Below are 19,890 nucleotides of genomic sequence, written 5' to 3' on the forward strand. Positions count from 1 at the left end.
TCTAAGCCCGCGCTTCCTCTACTCCCGCGCTGTTGTGGCGCAGCGCCTTCAGCACCGTATCGACGATCTGCGGCGCGTTGAGACCGGCCTCGTCATACTGCTTTTCCGGCGAATCCTGGTCCTGGAACACGTCGGGCAGGCGCATGGTGCGGATCTTGAGCCCGCCATCCAATAGCCCGGTGTCACTGGCATGGGTCAGCACGTGCGCGCCGAGGCCGCCGATGCTGCCTTCCTCGACGGTGACGACGACTTCGTGGGTCTTCATCAACCGGTCGATCAGTTCGGTGTCGAGCGGCTTGGCGAAGCGCAAATCGGCGACGGTGGTGGAGAGCCCCTTGGCCTCGAGCAGGTCGGCGGCCTTTCGCGCCTCGGTGAGGCGTCCGCCGAGCGACAGGATCGCGACCTTGCTACCTTCCTTGACCACGCGGCCCTTGCCGATTTCGAGCTTCTGCGGGGTCTCGGGCAATTCGACGCCCACGCCGCCGCCGCGCGGATAGCGCAGCGCGATCGGGCCGTCGTCGTACTCGGCGGCGGTGTAGGTCATGTGGACCAGCTCTGCCTCGTCGCCTGCCGCCATCACCACGAAATTGGGGAGCGTGGCGAGATAGGTGATGTCGAAGCTGCCCGCATGGGTCGCGCCATCGGCGCCGACCAGCCCCGCACGGTCGATCGCGAAGCGGACCGGCAGGTTCTGGATCGCGACGTCGTGGACCACCTGGTCGTAGGCGCGCTGGAGGAAGGTCGAATAGATCGCCGCGAACGGTCGCATGCCCTGGGCCGCAAGCCCGGCGGCGAAGGTCACGCCGTGCTGTTCGGCGATGCCGACGTCGAAGGCCCGCTCGGGATGCGCCTTGGCGAAGCGATCGACGCCCGTGCCGCTCGGCATCGCGGCGGTGATCGCACAGATCCGCTTGTCGGTTTCGGCCAGCTTGGCGAGCGTATCGCCGAACACGTTCTGGTAGGCCGGTGGCCCGCCCGCGCTCTTCGCCTTCTCTCCGGTCACGACGTTGAACTTGGGCACGCCGTGATACTTGTCGTCGCTGCTTTCGGCGGGTTCGTAGCCCTTGCCCTTCTGGGTCACGACATGGACCAGGATCGGGCCCTTCTCGCTGTCGCGCACGTTCTCGAGCACCGGGATCAGGTGGTCGAGATTGTGACCGTCGATCGGGCCGACGTAGTAGAAGCCGAGTTCCTCGAACAGCGTGCCGCCGGTGACCATGCCGCGGGTGTATTCCTCGGCCTTTTCGAGGCCGGACCAGACCCGGCGCGAGAGCTTCTTGGCCGCCTTCGAGGCGAGCTGGCGCAGGCCGAGATATTCGCTGCTCGAAACCATCCGCGCGAGATAGGCCGACAGGCCGCCGACCGGCGGGGCGATCGACATGTCGTTGTCGTTGAGGATCACGATCAGGCGATTGCCCGCTTGTTCGGCGTTGTTCATCGCCTCGTAGGCCATGCCTGCGCTCATCGCGCCGTCGCCGATCACCGCGATCGCCTTGCCCGGCTGGTCGTTGAGCTTGTTCGCGATCGCGAAGCCGAGGCCGGCGCTGATCGAGGTCGAGGAATGCGCCGCGCCGAACGGATCGTATTCGCTTTCCGAACGCTTGGTGAAGCCCGACAAGCCGCCGCCCTGCCGCAGCGTGCGGATACGATCGCGCCGACCGGTGATGATCTTGTGCGGATAGCACTGGTGGCCGACGTCCCAGATCAGTTTGTCGTCGGGCGTGTTGAAGATGTAGTGGATCGCGACTGTCAGCTCGACCACGCCGAGCCCCGAACCGAGATGCCCGCCGCTGGTGCTGACGGCATCGATCATTTCGGCGCGCAACTCGTCGGACAGCTGGCGGAGCTGGTCGGGCTTGAGCTTGCGGAGATCGTCGGGCGTGTCGACCGTGTCGAGCAACGGCGTATCGGGGGTAGTGGACATGCGTAAAGGCTTACAGCCCCCTATTCCCCTTGTCGATTCGTCTGTTGGCCAATCCGCGCGCCTATTGCGCGCTGCAGCTTCGGCAGGTCCCGCGCAGTTCGATCACCGGGCGATCGGGCTGGAATCCCTGTTCCTTTGCCGCGCCCGCCAATGCGCCGGTCAGCGCATCGTCATCGAAATGGGTCGCCTTCCCGCAGGAATCGCAGATCAGGAAGATGCAGTCGTGGCGGCAGCCGGGATGCGGATTGGCGAGATACGCGTTCGCGCTCTCGACCCGGCGCGCGAGATTGGTGCGCACGAACAGGTCGAGGATGCGGTACACACTGTTTGCGGCCACCCGCTTGCCGCGGCTGTCGGCGACATCCTCGGCGATATCGTAGGCCGAGGCCGGGGCTGCACGTGCGGCCAGCGCTTCGAACACCGTAGCGCGCATCTGCGTCCACTGCTCGCCCGAATCCTTGAGCGAGGCCCGTGCCGCGGCGACCAGCGCGGCGCCTTCGAGTTCGTGATGGTGATGACCCGCCATGCGCCGGTTATAGCGAGGTTTCGATCGGCATTGGAAGGGGCGAGCGCGCGCGTGCGACCTGCCGTCCTCAGCCCTCGAAATCGCGCAGGAAATCATCGCGATAAAACGACGGGAACTTGGCCTCGAGCTTGTCGATCATCTCGATCTCCTTGGCCTTGGCACGCGCGATCAGCGGGTTGCGCGGAATCCAGTCCTGGTGCTCGGCCTCGGCCGGATAGAACTGCATGTGATCCTCGATCTTGACCGCGATCGGCTCGGACCAATTGCCCGACGCGTCCATTTGCCTGACGAAACTGGTCGCAACCGCGCGCTGTTCTCCGTTCAGCGGGATGATCGCGGCGCGATACTGGTCGCCGATATCGGGCCCCTGTCCATTGGCCTGGGTGGGATCAATGCCCACGGTGAAGAAGATGCGCAGAATCTCGTCGTAGCGGATCTGCGCCGGATCGTAGGTGATCCGGACTGTCTCGGCATGCCCGGTAGTGCCGGTGTTGCTCTGTTTGTAGGTCGCGGTCTCGGCGCTGCCGCCGTGATAGCCGGTGACGGCGCCGGTTACGCCCTTGGTATGGCTGTAAATGCCCTCAATGCCCCAGAAACAACCGCCCGCGAGCAACGCGGTCTGCAGGCCGGCGGCTTCGTCGGCGACGCGTTCTGCGGTGGGTGCGATCGGGTTTTCGGGCGGCGATTGACAGGCGGCGAGCGCGAGGCTCGCCAGCGCCGCGGCACCTAGCCGATGAAGGCCAGGACTTCGCTCCACAGACCCGGAGCGAGCGCGTTGCTCATCGCCAGTGCGGTGAGGGCGAAGCCGGCGGCGAAGGCCTTGAAGGGGTCTGAAGTGAGAAATTGCATCGGTCATCTGTCTTTCGAACTTGTCCGTCCTGTGTAGCGACATCCTCTTTAGGTTCGGTGAATACCGCTGAAAGGTTGCAGGCGGACGCGACGAAACGCGCCGTCCTGTCGACGAAACGCGCTCGATCGCGATTCAGCTCAGTGGCGGAAGTGGCGCATCCCGGTGAAGACCATCGCCAGCCCGGCCTCGTTGGCGGCGGCGATGACTTCGTCGTCGCGGATCGAACCGCCCGGCTGGATCACCGCGGTCGCGCCCGCCTCGGCTGCGGCGAGCAGGCCGTCGGCGAAGGGGAAGAAGGCGTCGGAAGCGACCGCGCTGCCGACCGTGCGGGGGGCGTCCCAATCGTATTTCTCGGCGGCTTCGGCGGCTTTCATCGCCGCGATGCGCGAGCTGTCGCGGCGGTTCATCTGGCCCGCGCCGATCCCGGCGGTCGCGCCGTCCTTGGCATAGACGATCGCGTTCGACTTGACGTGGCGGGCGACGGTCCAGGCAAACAGGCAGTCCTTCAACTCCTGTTCGGTCGGCGCGCGCTCGGTCACGACCTTGAGCTGGTCGGGTTCGATCGCGCCATTGTCGCGCGTCTGCACCAGCAGGCCGCCGGTGATCGGCTTGACCAGGAGCCCGCCGCGGCGCGGGTCGGGCAGGCCACCCGTCACGAGCAGGCGCAGGTTCTTCTTCCTCGCGAACGCGGCCTTCGCCTCCTCGCTGACCGAGGGTGCAATCACGACCTCGGTGAAGATCTCGCAAATCGCCTCTGCGGTAGGGCCGTCGAGTTCGGTGTTGACCGCGACGATGCCGCCGAAAGCCGAAACGCTGTCGCAGGCCAGCGCGTCGTTCCACGCTTCGTGAAGCGTCGACGCCTGCGCCACGCCGCAGGGGTTGGCATGCTTGACGATCACCACTGCGGGCTCGCCTCCGGCGAATTCGGCGCACAGTTCGAGCGCAGCGTCGGCATCGTTGTAATTGTTGTAGCTGAGCTCCTTGCCCTGGAGCTGTTCGGCCTGCGCGATGCCGCTCCCGTGCGGGCCGGCGGGTGTGTAGAGCGCGGCCTTCTGGTGCGGGTTCTCGCCATAGCGCAGTTCGACGGGCGCCTTGCCGTTGACCGCGAGGAAATCGGGGAAGAGCTGCTGCTGGTCGGCAAAGGCGAACCACTGGCTGATCATGCTGTCGTAGGCGGCGGTGGCGGCGAAGGCCTTGGCCGCGAGCCGCTTGCGGAAGGCGAGCGATGTGGTGCCGCCATCCTTCAATTCGCCGAGCAGCTCGTCGTAGTCCGCGGGATCGGTGACGATCGCGACATAGGCGTGGTTCTTGGCCGAAGAGCGGACCATGCTCGGCCCGCCGATATCGATATTCTCGATGATTTCGTCGCGCTCGGCGCCGCGCATGACGGTCGCCTCGAACGGGTAGAGGTTGACCACGACGAGATCGATCGCCCCGATTTCGTGCTCTTCCATCGCCTTGGCGTGTTCGGCATCGTCACGCACCGCGAGCAGGCCGCCATGGACCTTGGGGTGGAGCGTCTTGACCCGCCCGTCCATCATCTCGGGAAAGCCGGTCAGCTCGGAAATGTCGCGCACCTCGAGGCCCGCCTCGCGCAGCGCCTTGGCGGTGCCGCCGGTCGAGACGAGTTCGACGCCCATGCCCGCAAGCGCGGTACCCAGTTCGGCCAATCCACTCTTGTCGGACACTGAAAGCAGCGCCCGTTTCACTTTCACATCGCTCACGCGAACACCTCTAGCTCATGCGTTTGAAGGTCCAGGCGAAGCTGCCGCCGCCTCGCGACGCCAGGCCCTGGACCACGATCTGCCGTGCCGGGCGCGGCCGCGCATCGGCATCGACCCGAAATCCTTCTTCCAGTGTCACCGCATCGCGGCAGCGAAACTGCCAGTGCGATCCGTCGGGCAGGCGCAGCAGCGCGCCCTTGCCGTCCGAGCTCGGAGTCGCCTCGATATCGTCCGACAGGTGGAAGCGTACCGCATAGCCGATCTGGCCGCGTTTGCCATTCCCCTTGGTCGGGACGAGCGAATCCTCGCCGACCAGCTCGCTGCCATCGTCGCGCAGCACCAGCACCCGGCGATGGGCGAGGCCGTAGCGCGCGGCATAGCCGTCGTGGCTGGCCTCGATCCGGGTCGCGCCGCCTTTCACCGTGCGGCGTTCGAGCGTGACTTCGCTGACGCCCTTGCCGATCCCGCCGCGGACGTGGATCGCGGTCGAATTGGCGTTGTCGAGCACCAGCGTCGAATGTGCCGCGGTGCCGCGCAGGCCCTGTTCGAGCCGCGCGGGCACCAGCGCGCCGGCGGCCTCGGCCCCGCCGCAATTGGTGACGATCCGCTGCCCGCGATAGCTGAGTTCGAAGGCGAGCGTGGAGGCGCAGGGATAGCGCGCCTCGCCCTTGGCGGGAGGCGGCGCGGCGTCGAGCTGGACGATCGCCTCGCCCGCGCGCATTCGCTGGTAACCCCATTGGCGCGCGTCGCGCACCGGGCGCACGCGCACGCCGCTCGCACGGATCAGCCGCGCGAGATCCTGTTCGCGCATCGGCCAGGCGCCCTGCCAGCTGCCGAGCCCGTCATGGTTGTGGACCACCGCGAGGAGCGGCGGGACGAGCGAGGTGAGCCCCTGCACCAGCGCCTGCGGAGGGTCGCGCTGGACCGCGGCATAGCAGGCATTGAGGCGGACGATCAGCGCGATCGCCGCGGCCTGGTCGCTCGGGCTGCGCGAGAGCATGCCGCCCTCTTCGCCGACCGCTTCGCCCAAGGCGCGGATCAGGCCCGCTTCGCCATAGAGGCGACGCGGCTTGCCATCGGGCAACAATAGCCCGGCGGCCGTGATCGCGCACCATCCGGCAAGCGCGGCGAGCCGCGTTTCGGCCTTCGCCACATGCTTGTCGAGCCAGCGCGCCTGGTCGCTCAGCGCGGCGAGGATCTTGGCGCGCTTGGCATTGGCGGTGGTCGAGAGCACGAGCGGGGCGTGGACGATCCAGTTGAGCACGCGATGCGCGGTCGCCTCGACGCTCCATGCCATCCCCTTGCCCGGCTTGGCCGGCGGCTCCTTGTTCGCCGCGAGCCACATGTCGAGCACGCGCTCGGCGGTCGGTGCACCCTGAGCGGGCGCCGAACAGGCGGCGAGATCGGCGAGCCAGTGGAAACCGTGGACATAGCGTGCGATCGGTGCGGTCAGCGTCTCGGTGCCGTGGAAATCGACCTGTGCGACCGGCTGCTTCAGCCCGAGCACGAGGAAATGTCCCGCGCGCAGCGCCATGCCCGCCGCCGCGTGACCCGGCAGCGGTTCGGTGACCGTCGCGAGCACGCGCGGTGCGCTCGCCTTGCGCAGCGGGCGGGCGAGCACGTTGCCCGGCATGCCGAGTCGATAGGCCAAGCGCACCATCCGTTCGACCGGGCCGACTTCGGGCGCGACGTAATCGGTCGGCACCAGCGCGGTCGACGCACTCGGCAGGTCGGGTTTGGGCACCGGGCGCGGCGAGGGCGGCGCGACCAGCGCTTCGGGCGCGCTGTCGCCCAGAGGCAGGGCAGGCTGGTCGTCCGCTTCGCGCTCGCGGCGATCGAAATCGAACAGCGTCTCGCTCATGCCGCGTCGCCTCTCAGCGTGCGGATATTGTCGGCGTAGCGATCGGGACCACCCTTGAAAGTCGCGCTCCCGGCGACGAGGACGTCCGCGCCGGCCTCGATACAGAGGGGCGCCGTCCGGGAATCGACGCCCCCATCGACTTCGAGGTAGATGTCGCGGCCGCTGGCGTCGATCCGGCGGCGGATCGCCTCGACTTTCTTCAACTGGCTGTCGATGAAACTCTGCCCGCCGAAGCCGGGATTGACGCTCATGACAAGGACCAGGTCGACCATGTCGATCAGGTAGTCGAGCGTGTCGACCGGGGTGGCGGGATTGAACACCACGCCCGCCTTCTTGCCGAGCGACTTGATCGTCTGGACCGTGCGGTGGACGTGCGGGCCGGCTTCGGGGTGCACGGTGATGATGTCCGCCCCCGCCTCGGCGAACTGTTCGAGATAGGCATCGATCGGCGAGATCATCAGGTGGACATCGAACGGCTTGTCGGTGTGCGGTCGCAGCGCCTTCACCACCGCGGGGCCGATCGTGATGTTGGGGACGAAATGCCCGTCCATCACGTCGATGTGGATCCAGTCGGCCCCGGCCTCGTCGACGGCACGCACCTCTTCGCCCAGACGCGCGAAATCGGCGGACAGGATCGAAGGGGAAATAAGCGGCATCGGTGCGGGGCTCCGGTAAGCTTGTGGCAGGGCTTCCCGATACGCCACCACATGTCGTATCTCCACCTCGCGCGAGTGCTTATCCACCGGGGGCGAGGGGCAGGGTTAAGCCGCTATTCAGTGCGTTTTCGCGAGCTTCGGTTATGATCGAGGCCGCGACTGCGCGCTCTGGCGCGCCGGGCCAATGGGTGGCAAGCTGGCCGCGCACAGAAAGTAACAGGGATTTCAACACCATGCCGAGACGCTTTTTCGCCGCGGCAATCGCCGTTATCGCCGGTTCGACCGGCGCGCTCGTCCTTCCGGGAGATGCGGCGCAGGCCCAGTCGCGCCAATGCATCGGCACCAAGAGCGACACGATCGCCCATGTCTTCGTCGACGGGATCCAGAATTCGAAAGGCCTGATCGCGATCACGCTCTACGGCAACGAGCGGAGCAAGTTCCTTTCGAGCGACGGGCATTACTGGGTCGATAGGGTGAAGGCGAAAAAGGGTACGGTGCGCACCTGCATCTACCTGCCCGAACCCGGCGCCTACGTGATCGCGGTGTATCACGACGAGAACGCCAATATGAAGCTCGACCGGTCGAGCTTCGGTCCCCCGACCGAGGCCTATGGTTTCACCAACAATCCGGGCACCCTGTTCGGCCTGCCGAGCTTCGGCCGGGTGCTGACGAGCTTTCCCAAGAGCGGCCTCGCGACGCGGATCACGCTGACCTACCCGTGATGCGGTGACCTTGTCTCCGGGCGCTGCTTCGCTATGGCGGGCACGCACAGGAAACAGGAAGGTCCGACCGTGGAAATTGCCCTTACCGATGAACAACAGGCGATCGTCGACGCGGTGAAGAAGGTCACCGATCAGTTCGACGACGAGTACTGGTCCGGCAAGGAAGAACGGAAGGAATTCCCGCACGAATTCCACCGCGCCATGGCCGAAGGCGGCTGGCTCGGCATCACCATGCCAGAGGAGCTCGGCGGCAGCGAACTCGGCGTGACCGAAGCGGCGCTGATGATGCACACGGTCGGGCGCAGCGCGGGTGGTTTCGCCGCCGCCTCGACCATCCACATCAACCTCTTCGGCCCGCACCCGGTCAAGCGTTTCGGCACGCCCGAACAGAAGGAGCGGATCCTCAAGCCCCTGATCGCGGGCGAGGACAAGGTCTGCTTCGGCGTGACCGAGCCAAATGCCGGGCTCGACACCACCTCGATCACCACCTTCGCGACCAAGGTCGATGGTGGTTACCGCGTTACCGGACGCAAGATCTGGACCACCAGCGGGCAGGTGGCGAACAAGATCCTGCTGCTCACCCGCACCACGCCCAAGGACCAGTGCAAGAAGAGCACCGAGGGCATGACGCTGTTCTACACCGATCTCGACAAGGAGCAGATCGAGGTCCGCCGGATCCCCAAGATGGGCCGCAACGCGGTCGATTCGAACGCCGTCTTCATCGACGATTTCTTCATCCCCGACGAAGACCGGATCGGCGAGGAGGGGCAGGGCTTCAAATACATCCTTCATTCGCTCAATCCCGAACGCATCCTGATCGGCGCCGAAGCGATCGGCCTCGGCCAGAACGCTCTCGATCGCGCCGCGAAATATGCGCAGGAGCGCGAGGTGTTCGGCCGACCGATCGGGCAGAACCAGGGCATCCAGCACCCGCTGGCGGAAAACTGGATGGCGCTGGAAAGCGCTTACTGGATGATGCTGCGCGCGGCCTATCTCTACGATACCGACCAGCCCTGCGGGGCCGAGGCCAACGCGGCCAAGTTCCTCGGCGGGCGCGCGGCCTTCGATGCCTGCACCCGTGCGGTGATGACGCATGGCGGGATGGGTTATTCGACCGAATACCAGGTCGAACGGCTGTTCCGCGAGAGCATAGTGCTGCGTATCCTGCCGGTCAGCGAACAGATGATCGCGAATTTCATCGGCCAGTCCGTGCTCGGCCTGCCGAAGAGCTACTGATCCGAACGTTTTAGGGGAGAGAAGCGATGGCAGGCCTCTGGTTCGACCAGCTCGAAGTGGGTCAGACCTTCGACCACGCGATCCGGCGCACGGTGACCGAGACCGACAATCTGCTGTTCACGACGCTGTCGCACAATCCGGCGCAGCTGCATCTCGATGCCGAGTACATGAAGGACACGGATTACGGCCGCATCCTCGTCAATTCGTGCTTCACGCTGTCGCTGATGGTCGGCGTTTCGGTGGGCGACACCACGCTCGGCACCGCCGTGGCCAATCTCGGCTGGGACGAGGTGCGATTCCCCGCGCCGGTGTTCGTCGGCGACACGCTGAGGATCGAGACCGAAGTGGTCGAATTGCGCGAAAGCAAGTCGCGTCCCAATGCCGGGATCGTCACCTTCGAGCACCGCGCCTACAACCAGGACGAGGTGCTGGTCGCGACCTGCAAGCGCGCCGGACTCCAGCGCAAGACTCCGGGCGAAAGTTACGACGCCTGATCTTCCGGGATCAGGCGGCGTCCTGGGCGATCGGGATCTCGCTTTCGTGCATGCCGACGCGTTCGGCCACAGTCCGGTTGCGCCCTTCCTTCTTGGCCCGATAGAGCAGATTGTCCGCGCGCATGTAGTAGGCTTCCAGGCTGCTCGCCTGCGCCGCCGCGCCGTCGAATTCGACGACGCCTTGGCTTGCGGTGACGATTCGATCGAGCGATGCGACCTCGCGCGCGATGCGGACGGAGATCGCGGCGCGGCGGCGCTCGGCGCGCTGGTGAGCGTTCGGTCCCCGCAACAGCAGCATGAACTCCTCGCCGCCCATGCGAATGGCCAAGGTGTCCTCGTCAGGGGCGAGCGCGCGACCGACCGCCGTCAGCACGTCGTCGCCGACGACGTGGCCGAACTGGTCGTTGATCGACTTGAAATGATCCAGGTCGAGCAGTGCGCAAGCGGTGAACCCGTCCGCCTGCAGCTCCTCGAAATGCTTATGGATCGCGCGACGATTCATCAGACCGGTCAATGGGTCACGCTCGGCGAGGCCTTCCATTTCCAAGGCCCGCTCGCGCGCCCGGTCGCGGTCCGCTCGCAACAGCATCACCCGGTCGGTCACGCCAATTGCGCCGATCGCGATTTCCCACACCATCGCGTAATAGACGATCGACATGTCGCTGTTGAGAAAGCCTCCCTGGCCCAAGCCTTTGATCGCCATGTCTGCGGCCAGAACCATCGGTGCCGACCATCCCACGATCTGGTAGCGAACCCAGCGACTGTTCCGGCGGACGGCCTGGATTATCGCGCCGACCAAGGATGCCAGCACGACCAGCATGGTTGCGCCGAACAGAGCGGGGCTCGGCATGACGAAGGCATTAAATGCGCCCACCCCGATGATCGCTATACCCGCCCAGAGCAGCGCTGCTCGCGACAGCGGCGACAGGGCTTCGCGCTCGATAAAGCTGCGAGCGAAGAGACACGATCCGAACACGATGAGCGTGAACCCTATCCGCTCGAATGCGAGAAATGTGGATAGCGCCATCGCGGTCCATGAGACAATCAGGCCGCTTGTCATGCCGATCGTTACGACCATGCCCAGGCACATCACCGCATACCAGGCGACGAAACTCTGCCGGAGGCCGATAGCCAGCATGATCCCGATAACGCAGGGCGCGAAAACGAGTCCGCTCAAAAGGGCGGCGAAAATCAGTTCATTCACTGGGCGAACCGACTGGCCCGGCGTCTCCAGCAGGGCGACGTGCGGCGGATCGCGATAATTCACATAGCCGTCGATCCGGACATAGACAGGGCCTGTTGCACCCTTGCCCTCGGGTATCGCGCCGACGACGTCATTGAACCCGGAGAGGCTGACCGTGTCCGATGAGATGCGGTCGGAGTGAACCCGGCCGTCTTCGCCGATTGCATAGATCGTTATGTCGCCGAACGGTCGCGCTTCCATTGCGAAATGGCGGTAGCGATCCGATCCGGAACGTTCGAACTTGAGCCAGATGTAAGGCGCCGAATCAATCCTGTGATCATCGCTGCAATCCCAGCTTCGGTCGGCCCGGGCCGCTTCCAGGCTCGCCGCGTTGGAACTCGAGAGGACACAATCCGCCGGCAGCGTTTCGGCGCTGGCGGGCGCAGCCAACGCCGCGCCCGCCAGTGCGAGAAATGCACACAGCCGCTTTATCAACCACCCCATGCGGACGCCTTAGCGCAACATGGTTACCGAACCGGAAAAATCCCCGACAGGCGCGCGCCGGACCCGTCGCTACGGGGCGCAGGGTCAGCCGAGCACGTCTTCGAGCGAGCGGTATTCGTAGCCGAGCTCGTCGGCGACCGCCTTGTAGGTCACCTTGCCCTTGTGGACATTGAGGCCGGCGGCGAGGTGCTCGTCGGCGCGCAGCGCTTCCTTCCAGCCCATCCGCGCGATCCGCAGTGCGTGCGGCAGGGTGACGTTGTTGAGCGCGTAGGTGCTGGTGCGCGCGACCGCGCCCGGCATGTTGGCAACGCAGTAATGGACGATGTCGTCGATCACGTAGGTCGGTTCGGCATGGGTGGTGGGCTTCGAGGTTTCGAAGCACCCGCCCTGGTCGATCGCGACGTCTACCAGCACCGCGCCGTTCTGCATGTCGCCGAGCATTTCGCGCGTTACGAGCTTCGGAGCGGCGGCGCCGGGGATCAGCACCGCGCCGATCACGAGATCGGCCTGGGTCACGGCATCATAGAGGTTGGCGCGGTTCGAGAAGCGCGTCGAGGCGCGCGCCTCGAAGAAGGTGCCGACCTTCTCGAGCACTTCGGGGTCGCGATCGAGGATCGTCACGTCGGCGCCGAGGCCGACCGCCATCTGCGCGGCGTTGAAGCCGACCACGCCGCCGCCGATCACCGCGACCTTGCCCGGCATCACGCCCGGCACGCCGCCGAGCAGCACACCGCGGCCACCATGCGCCTTCTCGAGCGCGCTGGCGCCGGCCTGGACGCTCATGCGCCCCGCGACCTGGCTCATCGGCTTGAGCAACGGTAGCTGCCCGCGCGGGCCGGTGACGGTCTCGTAGGCGATCGCGGTCACGCCGCTGTTCATCAGGTCGACCGTCTGTTCGGGGTCGGGCGCGAGGTGGAGGTAGGTGTAGAGGATCTGGTCTTCGCGCAGCTTCGCGCGTTCGATCGCCTGCGGCTCCTTGACCTTCACGATCATTTCGCACTCGGCGAAGATCTCGTCGGGCGTATCGACGATCTTCGCGCCGGCCTCGACATACTGGTCGTCGGTCGCGTCGATTCCGGCACCGGCCCGGGTCTCGATCCAGACCTCGTTGCCCTGCGCGACGAGTTCGCGCGCGCTCTCGGGCGTCAGGCCGACGCGATATTCGTGGTTCTTGATTTCCTTGGGGCAGCCGACACGCATTTCGAAAGATCCTCTCACAATGTGCGCCGCCGATTAGACCGCTTGTCGAGCCCACGCAAACGTTGGTCGAAACGCTTCCAAAAGCGACCGTTTTCGTTACAAACCCCCACGAAATCGATCATGGAGAGACATTATATGACGCTGCGCCGAATCGCCCTCGCTTCCTCCACCGCCATCGCGCTTTCGCTGCCCTCGCTGGCGCAGGCGCAGGACGTGACGATCGTCCAGCCCGGTGCGGTCGGCGAGGAAACCACGGCGCTGAGCGCCGACGAAGCGATCAAGCTCGCCGATGCGAGCTACACCGAGGATGACGTCGCCTTCATGCGCGGCATGATCCACCACCATCACCAGGCGCAGTTGATGGCCGCGCTGGCCGAGGACCGCACCAACCGCCCCGAACTGATCGAGGCAGCCGGGCGCATCGATGCGAGCCAGGGCGACGAGATCGCCTTCATGCGCACCTGGCTGACCGATCGCGGGCTCAAGGCACCCGATCCCGCCATGCATGCCCAGCACGTGGCGATGGGCCACATGGAAGAGATGACCATGCCGGGCATGGCGACCAAGGAACAGATGGCCGAACTCGCGACGCTCAGTGGCGTCGCGTTCGATCGCATGTTCCTGCGCCTGATGATCGCGCATCACGAAGGCGCGCTGCGGATGGTCGAGGACCTGCTCGACCAGCCCGGATCGGCCTACGACCCGGCGCTGGCCGATTTCGCCGCCGACGTGCGCAACGAGCAGCAGGCCGAGATCGACCGCATGGCGCGCTTGCTCGACAGCCTGTCGGACGATCCGCGCGCCACGCTCGCCGCGGGCTTCCGCGATGCCGGAGAAGCGGCGTGGAACATGCAGCTCGTTTCCGCGCAGCCCAAGGCACCGGGCTTCTTCGATCCGGAAAACCCGGCCGGCCTGCGCCCGGAAAAGCCCAAGAGCCCTGACGCCGAGGACGTCGAAGAAGTCGCCGAGGCCGACGAGGAAGCGGGCGAAGGCGATGCGCGCGAACCCTCGCTGGTCGAGCGCGCGCCGCTGTTCAGCTTCTCCAACACCGACATGGCGTTCCAGGGCCGCACGCTGTTCGTCGGCAACTACCACGGCTTCCAGGTCTACGATCTCGGTGACGACGGCATCCCGACGCTCCGAGCCGCGGTGGTCTGCCCCGGCGGGCAGGGCGACGTCTCGGCGGTCGGCAATCTGCTGATCATGAGCGTCGAACAGACCCGCGGACGCAAGGATTGCGGGACCCAGGGCGTGCGCGAGGACGTTTCTGACGAGCGCTTCCGCGGCGTGCGCATCTTCGACATCTCCGATCCTTATCGCCCGAAGCAGGTCGGCCAGGTCCAGACCTGCCGCGGCTCGCATACCCATTCGGTCGTCTCGGGCCCGGGCGAGGACAACACGCTGGTGGTCTACAATTCGGGCACCAGCTTCGTGCGCGACGACAAGGAACTGGCCGGCTGCAACAGCGATTTCGCCGCCGCCGACACTTCCTATTTCAGCATCGACGTGATCGAGGTGCCGGTCGACAACCCCGCCGCCGCGCGGATCGTCGACAGCCCGCGCGTATTCGGGATCGACGACAAGGTCGCCTCGCTGTGGCCGGGCGGCGATCACGGCGATGACACGCAGGACACCCGCCGTACCGACCAGTGCCACGACATCACCGTCTTCCCGGCGAAGAACATCGCCGCGGGTGCATGTTCGGGCAACGGAATCCTGCTCGACATCACCGATCCGCGCGCGCCCAAGCGGATCGATTCGGTGACCGATGACGGTTTCGCCTACTGGCATTCGGCGACCTTCAACAATGACGGCACCAAGGTAATGTACACCGACGAATGGGGCGGTGGTGGCCGCCCGCGCTGCCGCGCGAAGGACAAGCGCAACTGGGGTGCCGATGCGATCTACGACATTGAGGGCACCGAGCTGGTCTATCGCAGCCATTACAAGCTGCCCGCGCCGCAGACCGAGAAGGAAAACTGCGTCGCGCATAACGGCTCGATCATTCCCGTCCCCGGGCGCGATATCTACGTCCAGGCCTGGTACCAGGGCGGGATCAGCGTGGTCGATTTCACCGACAGCGCGAACCCGGTCGAGATCGCCTATTTCGATCGCGGCCCGGTCGACAAGGACCAGCTGATCACGGGCGGTTATTGGTCGGCCTACTGGTATGACGGCAAGATCTACGGCACCGAGATCGCGCGCGGCCTCGACGTGTTCGAGCTCGAGCCGAGCGAATATCTCTCGGCGGCCGAAATCGCCGCGGCCAAGCAGGCGATCTACCAAGACGATCGTTTCAACCCGCAGCAGCAGACCGAGGTGACCTGGCCCGCCGACGCGATGGCACTGGCGCTGATCGACCAGCTCGCCCGCGCTGGCACCATCGAGGCGGCGGTCGCCGGGCGGCTGCGGAGCCTCGCCGCGAATGGCGACGCGAATGCGGCCCTTGCCGAGCTTGCCACGATCGACCGCGCCGGTCTCGCCTCGGCGGAGGCGCTGCGGCTCACGAAGCTGGGCGAACTGCTCGGCGCGATGAACGGCGGCTAGCAAATCCGGGGCCGCTCGCGCACGGGCGGCCCCCCTTTTTTTCGCTCCTCCGCTCATCTCCCGTCGGAACATAGACGCACGCGGCCTGTAGAATCGCCGGGCCGGCGCGTCTTCGGACCGCATGCCCCGCGAGCAAGAGCGGAGGCGACCGTGACCAGTTTCGACACCCGCCGACGGAACATGATCGATCGGCAGATCCGCGCGCGCGGGATCACCGATCGCGCATTGCTGGCAGCCTTGGGAGAGGTTCCCCGAGAAAACTTCCTTCCCGACGAAATGCGCGAATTCGCCTATGACGATGGTCCGTTGCCGATCGGCGAGGGTCAGTCGATTTCGCAGCCCTATATCGTCGCGCGGATGATCGAAGCGGCCGGCATCGGGAGCGGTTCGCGCGTCCTCGAGGTGGGCGCGGGGTCGGGCTATGCCGCGGCGGTGCTGTCGCGGCTGGCGAGGGAGGTGTTCGCGATCGAACGGCACGAGAAACTGGCGCTCCAGGCGCGCGAGCGGATCGAGACACTGGGCTACACGAATTGCAGGATCATGGCGGGCGACGGGATGGACGGCTTGCCCGAACAAGCGCCCTTCGACGCGATCCTGGTTGCCGCGCGCAGCACGGAGGTCCCCACGGCGCTGAAAGACCAGCTGGCAATCGGCGGCCGGCTCGTCATCCCGGTGGGCGAGGAAGCGGTCCAGTCGCTGCAGTGCATCCACCGCTTGGCAGAGGGTGAATGGGAAAGCCGCGATCTCGGCCGGGTACGTTTCGTGCCGTTGCTGCCGGGCGTGAATTAGAGCGGGTTGCCCATCTCGTCGCGGTAGATCTCGCGGCGGCCGACATGGTTGGCGGGGCCGACGAGGCCTTCGTCTTCCATCCGCTCGATCCACTTGGCGGCGGTGTTGTAGCCCACGCCCATCTGGCGCTGGATCCAGCTGGCGCTCGCCTTCTGGTTCTCGAACACCATCTGGCAGACCTGGCGGTATTGCCGTTCCTTGGGATCGTCCGAAGCGGTAACGTCGTCGTCGAAGCCGAAGCCGCCGTCTTCGGGTTCTTCGGTGACGGCGGTGACGTAATCGGGCTTGCCCTGCTGGCGCCAGTGATCGGCGACGCTCTCGACTTCCTCGTCTGATACGAAGGGCCCGTGGACCCGGGTGATCGGTTCGGTGTTGGGCTTGTAGAGCATGTCGCCCTTGCCGAGCAGCTGTTCGGCGCCCTGTTCGCCGAGGATCGTGCGGCTGTCGATCCGGCTGGTGACATGGAAGCTGATGCGGGTCGGCAGGTTCGCCTTGATCACGCCGGTGATCACGTCCACCGACGGGCGCTGCGTCGCCATGATCAGGTGGATGCCCGCCGCGCGGCTCTTCTGCGACAGGCGCTGGATCAGCACTTCGACTTCCTTGCCGACGGTGACCATAAGGTCGGCGAGCTCGTCGACGATCACCACGACCTGCGGGGCTTCCTCGTAATCGAGCTGGTGTTCCTCGTACAATTCCTCGCCCGTTTCGGGGTCGAAGCCGATCTGCACGCGGCGGCCCAGCGGGGCACCCTTGGCCTTCGCCGCGCGGACCTTGTCGTTGAAGCTCTTGAGGTTGCGGACCGAGAGTTCGGACATCATCCGGTAGCGACGCTCCATCTCCTCGACCGCCCATTTCAGCGACCGCACCGCCTTCTGCGGTTCGGTGACGACCGGCGCGAGCAGATGCGGGATGTCGTCGTAGCTCTTCAGTTCGAGCACCTTGGGATCGATCAGGATCAGGCGGCACTCTTCGGGGGTGAAGCGGTAAAGCAGCGAGAGCAGGATCGCGTTCAAGCCCACCGACTTGCCCGAGCCGGTGGTGCCCGCGACGAGCAAATGCGGCATCGCGGCGAGATCGGCGACGATCGGTTCGCCCGAAATATCCTTGCCGAGGATGATCGGCAGTCGTCCCTTGTGGTCGGCGAAGGCGGGATCCTCGATCAATTCCTTGAGCATCACCGTCTGGCGTTCGGCATTGGGCAGTTCGATGCCCATCACCGTGCGTCCCGGAATCGGCGAAACGCGGGCCGAGATCGCCGACATGTTGCGCGCGATATCGTCGGCGAGGCCGATCACGCGACTGGCCTTGATCCCCGGCGCGGGCTCGAGCTCGTACATCGTAACCACCGGCCCGGTGCGCACTGCGCTGATCTCGCCCTTGACGTTGAAATCGTCGAGCACGGTCTCGAGCAACCGTGCATTGCGCTCGAGTGCGAGCTTGTCGAGCTTCTCGACCTTGCCCGGCGGGGGATCGGCGAGCAGCGTGGCGGCGGGGAGGTTGTAGCTGTCGAACAGGTCGCGCTGCGGGGCCTTGGCAGGCGGCTTGGCGCGTTCGCGCGGTGCGGCGGCGTCCTCGATCCGGGGAGGCTTGCGGATGGGTCGTTCCGGCGCGGCATCGCCATCCTCCCCTCCGGCATCCTCGATCCGCCTGGCCGGGCGGAAATCGGCATCGTCATCGGTGTCGAAGCGCGCGGTGATTTCGCGCGTCTTGCGTTTGAGGAAACCAGGCAACTTGAACAGCGGGCTCCAGTCGATCGCGAAAAGCCGGGTGACGATGGTCGTCCCGATCGCCAGCGCGACGAGGCCGAGCCCGCCGATGATCCAGCCCGAAAACGCTTCGGGGGCGAGCCCCGCCAGCGCCTCGATCCCGCGGGCGCCGAGCAGGCCGGCGATCCCGCCGCCCGAGGCCGGAAGCACCGAGCCGCGCCCGTCGACAAGCAGCGCGCCGACGGTGGCGAGCATGACGATCGCGACCAGCAGCAGGCCGACCGGCTTCCAGCGCGGCCACAGCCCGCCTTCCTCGGTCGGACCGGTCCACAGGCCGCGCCCGAAGACATATAGCAGCGGCAGGAAGAGGACGCAGGCCGGACCGACCAGCATCAGCACGAAATCGGCGATCCACGCGCCAGCAGTGCCCATCCAGTTCTCGACCGGTCCGCCCGCGGCGGTCGAGGCGGAAGGGTCGGTCTGGTGATAAGTGATCAGGGCGATCGCGAGGAACGCGGTCGCCGCGAAGAACACCAGCGCGCCGCCGATCTGTGCGGCGCGCGCCGATGTCTGGCGCAAAGCCTCGCGCCATTCGCCTTCCTTGCGCCGCTTGACCGCGGTCGATGCCATTGTCGTGACCCCTTGAGTAATGCTGGTCACCATGCCCGAGTGCGGATTCCGCCGTCAAGCGGAGTGTGTCGGATGGTTAGGACAGTCCGTCGATGGCGCCCCAGCGGGGCCAGCCCAGTTCGTCGGCGCGTTCCGGCGTCATGCCGCCAAGCGCGATGACCGGCAACGCCGTGTGCTGGGCGAGGAGGTTGAAGCCGATCGAGCCGAGCGTCGCCCCGTCCGGATGCGAGCGCGAGGGGAAGACCGGCGAGAGGAAAATGCCGCCCGCGCCCGCCGTTTCGGCGGCTTCGATCTCGTCGGCGTTATGCGCGGTGGCGAGGAAGAGCCCGGTACGCCAGGCCTCGGCAAACGGGCTCCCGTAAGTGCCGTCGGCCCCGGCGAAACGCTCGTCGCCGCGCGCGACGATCACGAGATGGTCGCGCGCCTTCGCCGCGCGGGCGAGGGTCCGGAACCGGTCGAGCCGGGCCGAATCGTCGAGATGGTAGTGGCGGAAGACGAAGCCCGATCCAGCTGGCAACCGGGCCAATGCGTCTTCAAGCCGCGCGTCGTTGCGCGCGTCGCTGAGGAGCCACAGGAGGGGGAGGGGCTGGCCTGTCGTCACCGGCACGTTATAGCGCGCCAGCATGGAAAAGGCAGATACCCCGCTCGCAGACGTCGAACAGCGCATCGCCAGGGCGTGCCGGATCGCCGGGCGCGATCGCGACGACGTCGAACTGATCGCGATCTCCAAGACGCACGATGCCGAAGCGATCGCACCCCTGCTCGAGCAGGGGCACCGGATCTTCGGCGAGAACCGTGTGCAGGAAGCGCAGGCCAAGTGGCCCGAACTGCGCGAGCGCCACGGCGATATCCAATTGCACATGGTCGGCCAGTTGCAGTCGAACAAGGCGGAGGATGCCGTCGCGCTGTTCGATTGCATCCATGCGCTCGACCGGCCGAGTCTCGTCAAGGCGCTGGCCAAGGCGTTCGACAAGGCCGAACGACAGGTGCCGTGCTTCATCCAGGTCGATATCGGCGAGGAGGAGCAGAAGGGCGGCGTCGCGATCAAGCAGCTCGAGACGCTGATCGCGCAGGCGCGCGACGCGGATATCCCGCTGCTCGGCCTGATGTGCGTGCCCCCGCTCGAGGTCGAGCCCGCGCCCTATTTTGCGCTGCTCGGCAAGCTCGCGCAGGCTAACGGGCTGGCCGGCCTGTCGATGGGGATGAGTGGCGATTTCGAGACCGCGATCAAACTCGGGGCGACGCATCTGCGCGTCGGCTCCGCGCTGTTTGGCGCCAGAGACTGATCGGCGCGACTGGCGCAAGAGAAAGGGCGCCCCCGCGAGAGGGCGCCCT

17 protein-coding genes are annotated in these 19,890 nt (G+C 66.2%); 6 read left to right on the forward strand and 11 right to left on the reverse strand.

Going from position 1 to position 19,890, the window contains the following annotated elements; genetic code table 11:
* Window position 1: 1 nt before the first annotated feature.
* The 7 genes from dxs to rpe form a co-directional block, all read right to left on the reverse strand.
* Entirely contained in the window at window positions 2-1,924 is a 1,923-nt protein-coding gene (gene dxs, locus T8S45_RS12935) for a 1-deoxy-D-xylulose-5-phosphate synthase (RefSeq protein ID WP_322294026.1), read from the reverse strand.
* Window positions 1,925-1,985: 61 nt separating this feature from the next.
* The gene (locus T8S45_RS12940; protein WP_322294027.1) at window positions 1,986-2,450 is read right to left on the reverse strand and encodes a Fur family transcriptional regulator; all 465 of its coding nucleotides are present in this window, start codon (window positions 2,448-2,450) and stop codon (window positions 1,986-1,988) included.
* A gap of 67 nt (window positions 2,451-2,517) precedes the next feature.
* Complete coding sequence (gene msrA, locus T8S45_RS12945; protein ID WP_322294028.1) at window positions 2,518-3,207, reverse strand: peptide-methionine (S)-S-oxide reductase MsrA; 690 nt, start codon at window positions 3,205-3,207, stop codon at window positions 2,518-2,520.
* Complete coding sequence (locus tag T8S45_RS12950) at window positions 3,177-3,299, reverse strand: hypothetical protein (RefSeq protein WP_268235608.1); 123 nt, start codon at window positions 3,297-3,299, stop codon at window positions 3,177-3,179. The genes msrA and T8S45_RS12950 overlap by 31 nt, the downstream gene beginning before the upstream one ends.
* 138 nt (window positions 3,300-3,437) lie before the next feature.
* Window positions 3,438-5,024, reverse strand: coding sequence for a bifunctional phosphoribosylaminoimidazolecarboxamide formyltransferase/IMP cyclohydrolase (gene purH / locus T8S45_RS12955; RefSeq protein ID WP_322294029.1), 1,587 nt, complete (start codon window positions 5,022-5,024; stop codon window positions 3,438-3,440).
* A gap of 10 nt (window positions 5,025-5,034) precedes the next feature.
* The gene (locus T8S45_RS12960) at window positions 5,035-6,885 is read right to left on the reverse strand and encodes a heparinase II/III family protein (RefSeq protein WP_322294030.1); all 1,851 of its coding nucleotides are present in this window, start codon (window positions 6,883-6,885) and stop codon (window positions 5,035-5,037) included.
* Window positions 6,882-7,541 carry a ribulose-phosphate 3-epimerase gene (rpe, locus tag T8S45_RS12965; protein ID WP_322294031.1) on the reverse strand — a complete coding sequence of 220 codons (660 nt, stop codon included), beginning with the start codon at window positions 7,539-7,541 and terminating at the stop codon, window positions 6,882-6,884. The genes T8S45_RS12960 and rpe overlap by 4 nt, the downstream gene beginning before the upstream one ends.
* 233 nt (window positions 7,542-7,774) lie before the next feature.
* On the opposite strand from rpe, the gene T8S45_RS12970 reads away from it, so the two are divergent.
* The 3 genes from T8S45_RS12970 to T8S45_RS12980 all read left to right on the forward strand — a co-directional run bounded on the left by T8S45_RS12970 (window position 7,775) and on the right by T8S45_RS12980 (window position 9,993).
* Window positions 7,775-8,263 carry a DUF2141 domain-containing protein gene (locus T8S45_RS12970; protein WP_188640867.1) on the forward strand — a complete coding sequence of 163 codons (489 nt, stop codon included), beginning with the start codon at window positions 7,775-7,777 and terminating at the stop codon, window positions 8,261-8,263.
* 69 nt (window positions 8,264-8,332) lie between these two features.
* Window positions 8,333-9,499 (forward strand): acyl-CoA dehydrogenase family protein, encoded by a 1,167-nt coding sequence (locus T8S45_RS12975; protein ID WP_188640868.1) that lies wholly within the window; start codon window positions 8,333-8,335, stop codon window positions 9,497-9,499.
* Between the two features lie 26 nt (window positions 9,500-9,525).
* Complete coding sequence (locus T8S45_RS12980; RefSeq protein WP_188640869.1) at window positions 9,526-9,993, forward strand: MaoC family dehydratase; 468 nt, start codon at window positions 9,526-9,528, stop codon at window positions 9,991-9,993.
* A gap of 10 nt (window positions 9,994-10,003) precedes the next feature.
* Here T8S45_RS12980 and T8S45_RS12985 read toward each other — a convergent pair whose 3' ends face one another.
* Both T8S45_RS12985 and ald read right to left on the reverse strand, forming a co-directional pair.
* The gene (locus T8S45_RS12985) at window positions 10,004-11,680 is read right to left on the reverse strand and encodes a GGDEF domain-containing protein (RefSeq protein ID WP_322294032.1); all 1,677 of its coding nucleotides are present in this window, start codon (window positions 11,678-11,680) and stop codon (window positions 10,004-10,006) included.
* A gap of 84 nt (window positions 11,681-11,764) precedes the next feature.
* Entirely contained in the window at window positions 11,765-12,880 is a 1,116-nt protein-coding gene (gene ald, locus T8S45_RS12990; protein ID WP_322294033.1) for an alanine dehydrogenase, read from the reverse strand.
* Between the two features lie 120 nt (window positions 12,881-13,000).
* Between ald and T8S45_RS12995 the strand changes: the two genes are divergently transcribed.
* Window positions 13,001-15,427, forward strand: coding sequence for a DUF305 domain-containing protein (locus tag T8S45_RS12995; RefSeq protein WP_322294034.1), 2,427 nt, complete (start codon window positions 13,001-13,003; stop codon window positions 15,425-15,427).
* Between the two features lie 150 nt (window positions 15,428-15,577).
* On the forward strand, window positions 15,578-16,216 hold the full coding sequence (locus T8S45_RS13000) for a protein-L-isoaspartate(D-aspartate) O-methyltransferase (protein WP_322294035.1): 639 nt from the start codon (window positions 15,578-15,580) through the stop codon (window positions 16,214-16,216).
* Here T8S45_RS13000 and T8S45_RS13005 read toward each other — a convergent pair.
* A complete protein-coding gene (locus T8S45_RS13005) occupies window positions 16,213-18,555 on the reverse strand; it encodes a DNA translocase FtsK (protein ID WP_322294036.1) in 2,343 nt (780 codons plus the stop codon). The genes T8S45_RS13000 and T8S45_RS13005 overlap by 4 nt on opposite strands.
* 76 nt (window positions 18,556-18,631) lie before the next feature.
* Complete coding sequence (locus T8S45_RS13010) at window positions 18,632-19,180, reverse strand: thiamine phosphate synthase (protein ID WP_322294037.1); 549 nt, start codon at window positions 19,178-19,180, stop codon at window positions 18,632-18,634.
* Between T8S45_RS13010 and T8S45_RS13015 the strand changes: the two genes are divergently transcribed.
* Window positions 19,179-19,841, forward strand: a complete 663-nt coding sequence (locus T8S45_RS13015; protein WP_322294038.1) for a YggS family pyridoxal phosphate-dependent enzyme — start codon at window positions 19,179-19,181, stop codon at window positions 19,839-19,841. The two genes, T8S45_RS13010 and T8S45_RS13015, sit on opposite strands and share 2 nt — an antisense overlap.
* Window positions 19,842-19,890 lie beyond the last annotated feature (49 nt).

The organism is Pseudoblastomonas marina (genome assembly GCF_034374265.1).
Classification (GTDB): Bacteria; Pseudomonadota; Alphaproteobacteria; order Sphingomonadales; family Sphingomonadaceae; genus Alteriqipengyuania_A; species Alteriqipengyuania_A marina.

Coding starts and splice junctions, on each gene's coding strand:
- T8S45_RS12985 (WP_322294032.1), bottom strand. CDS start 11,680: ATGGGGTGGTTGATAAAGCGGCTGTGTGCATTTCTCGCACTGGCGGGC.
- dxs (WP_322294026.1), bottom strand. CDS start 1,924: ATGTCCACTACCCCCGATACGCCGTTGCTCGACACGGTCGACACGCCC.
- rpe (WP_322294031.1), bottom strand. CDS start 7,541: ATGCCGCTTATTTCCCCTTCGATCCTGTCCGCCGATTTCGCGCGTCTG.
- ald (WP_322294033.1), bottom strand. CDS start 12,880: ATGCGTGTCGGCTGCCCCAAGGAAATCAAGAACCACGAATATCGCGTC.
- T8S45_RS12995 (WP_322294034.1), top strand. CDS start 13,001: ATGGAGAGACATTATATGACGCTGCGCCGAATCGCCCTCGCTTCCTCC.
- T8S45_RS12960 (WP_322294030.1), bottom strand. CDS start 6,885: ATGAGCGAGACGCTGTTCGATTTCGATCGCCGCGAGCGCGAAGCGGAC.
- T8S45_RS13005 (WP_322294036.1), bottom strand. CDS start 18,555: ATGGCATCGACCGCGGTCAAGCGGCGCAAGGAAGGCGAATGGCGCGAG.
- T8S45_RS12950 (WP_268235608.1), bottom strand. CDS start 3,299: ATGCAATTTCTCACTTCAGACCCCTTCAAGGCCTTCGCCGCCGGCTTC.
- T8S45_RS13010 (WP_322294037.1), bottom strand. CDS start 19,180: ATGCTGGCGCGCTATAACGTGCCGGTGACGACAGGCCAGCCCCTCCCC.
- T8S45_RS13015 (WP_322294038.1), top strand. CDS start 19,179: ATGGAAAAGGCAGATACCCCGCTCGCAGACGTCGAACAGCGCATCGCC.
- T8S45_RS12970 (WP_188640867.1), top strand. CDS start 7,775: ATGCCGAGACGCTTTTTCGCCGCGGCAATCGCCGTTATCGCCGGTTCG.
- T8S45_RS12980 (WP_188640869.1), top strand. CDS start 9,526: ATGGCAGGCCTCTGGTTCGACCAGCTCGAAGTGGGTCAGACCTTCGAC.
- T8S45_RS12940 (WP_322294027.1), bottom strand. CDS start 2,450: ATGGCGGGTCATCACCATCACGAACTCGAAGGCGCCGCGCTGGTCGCC.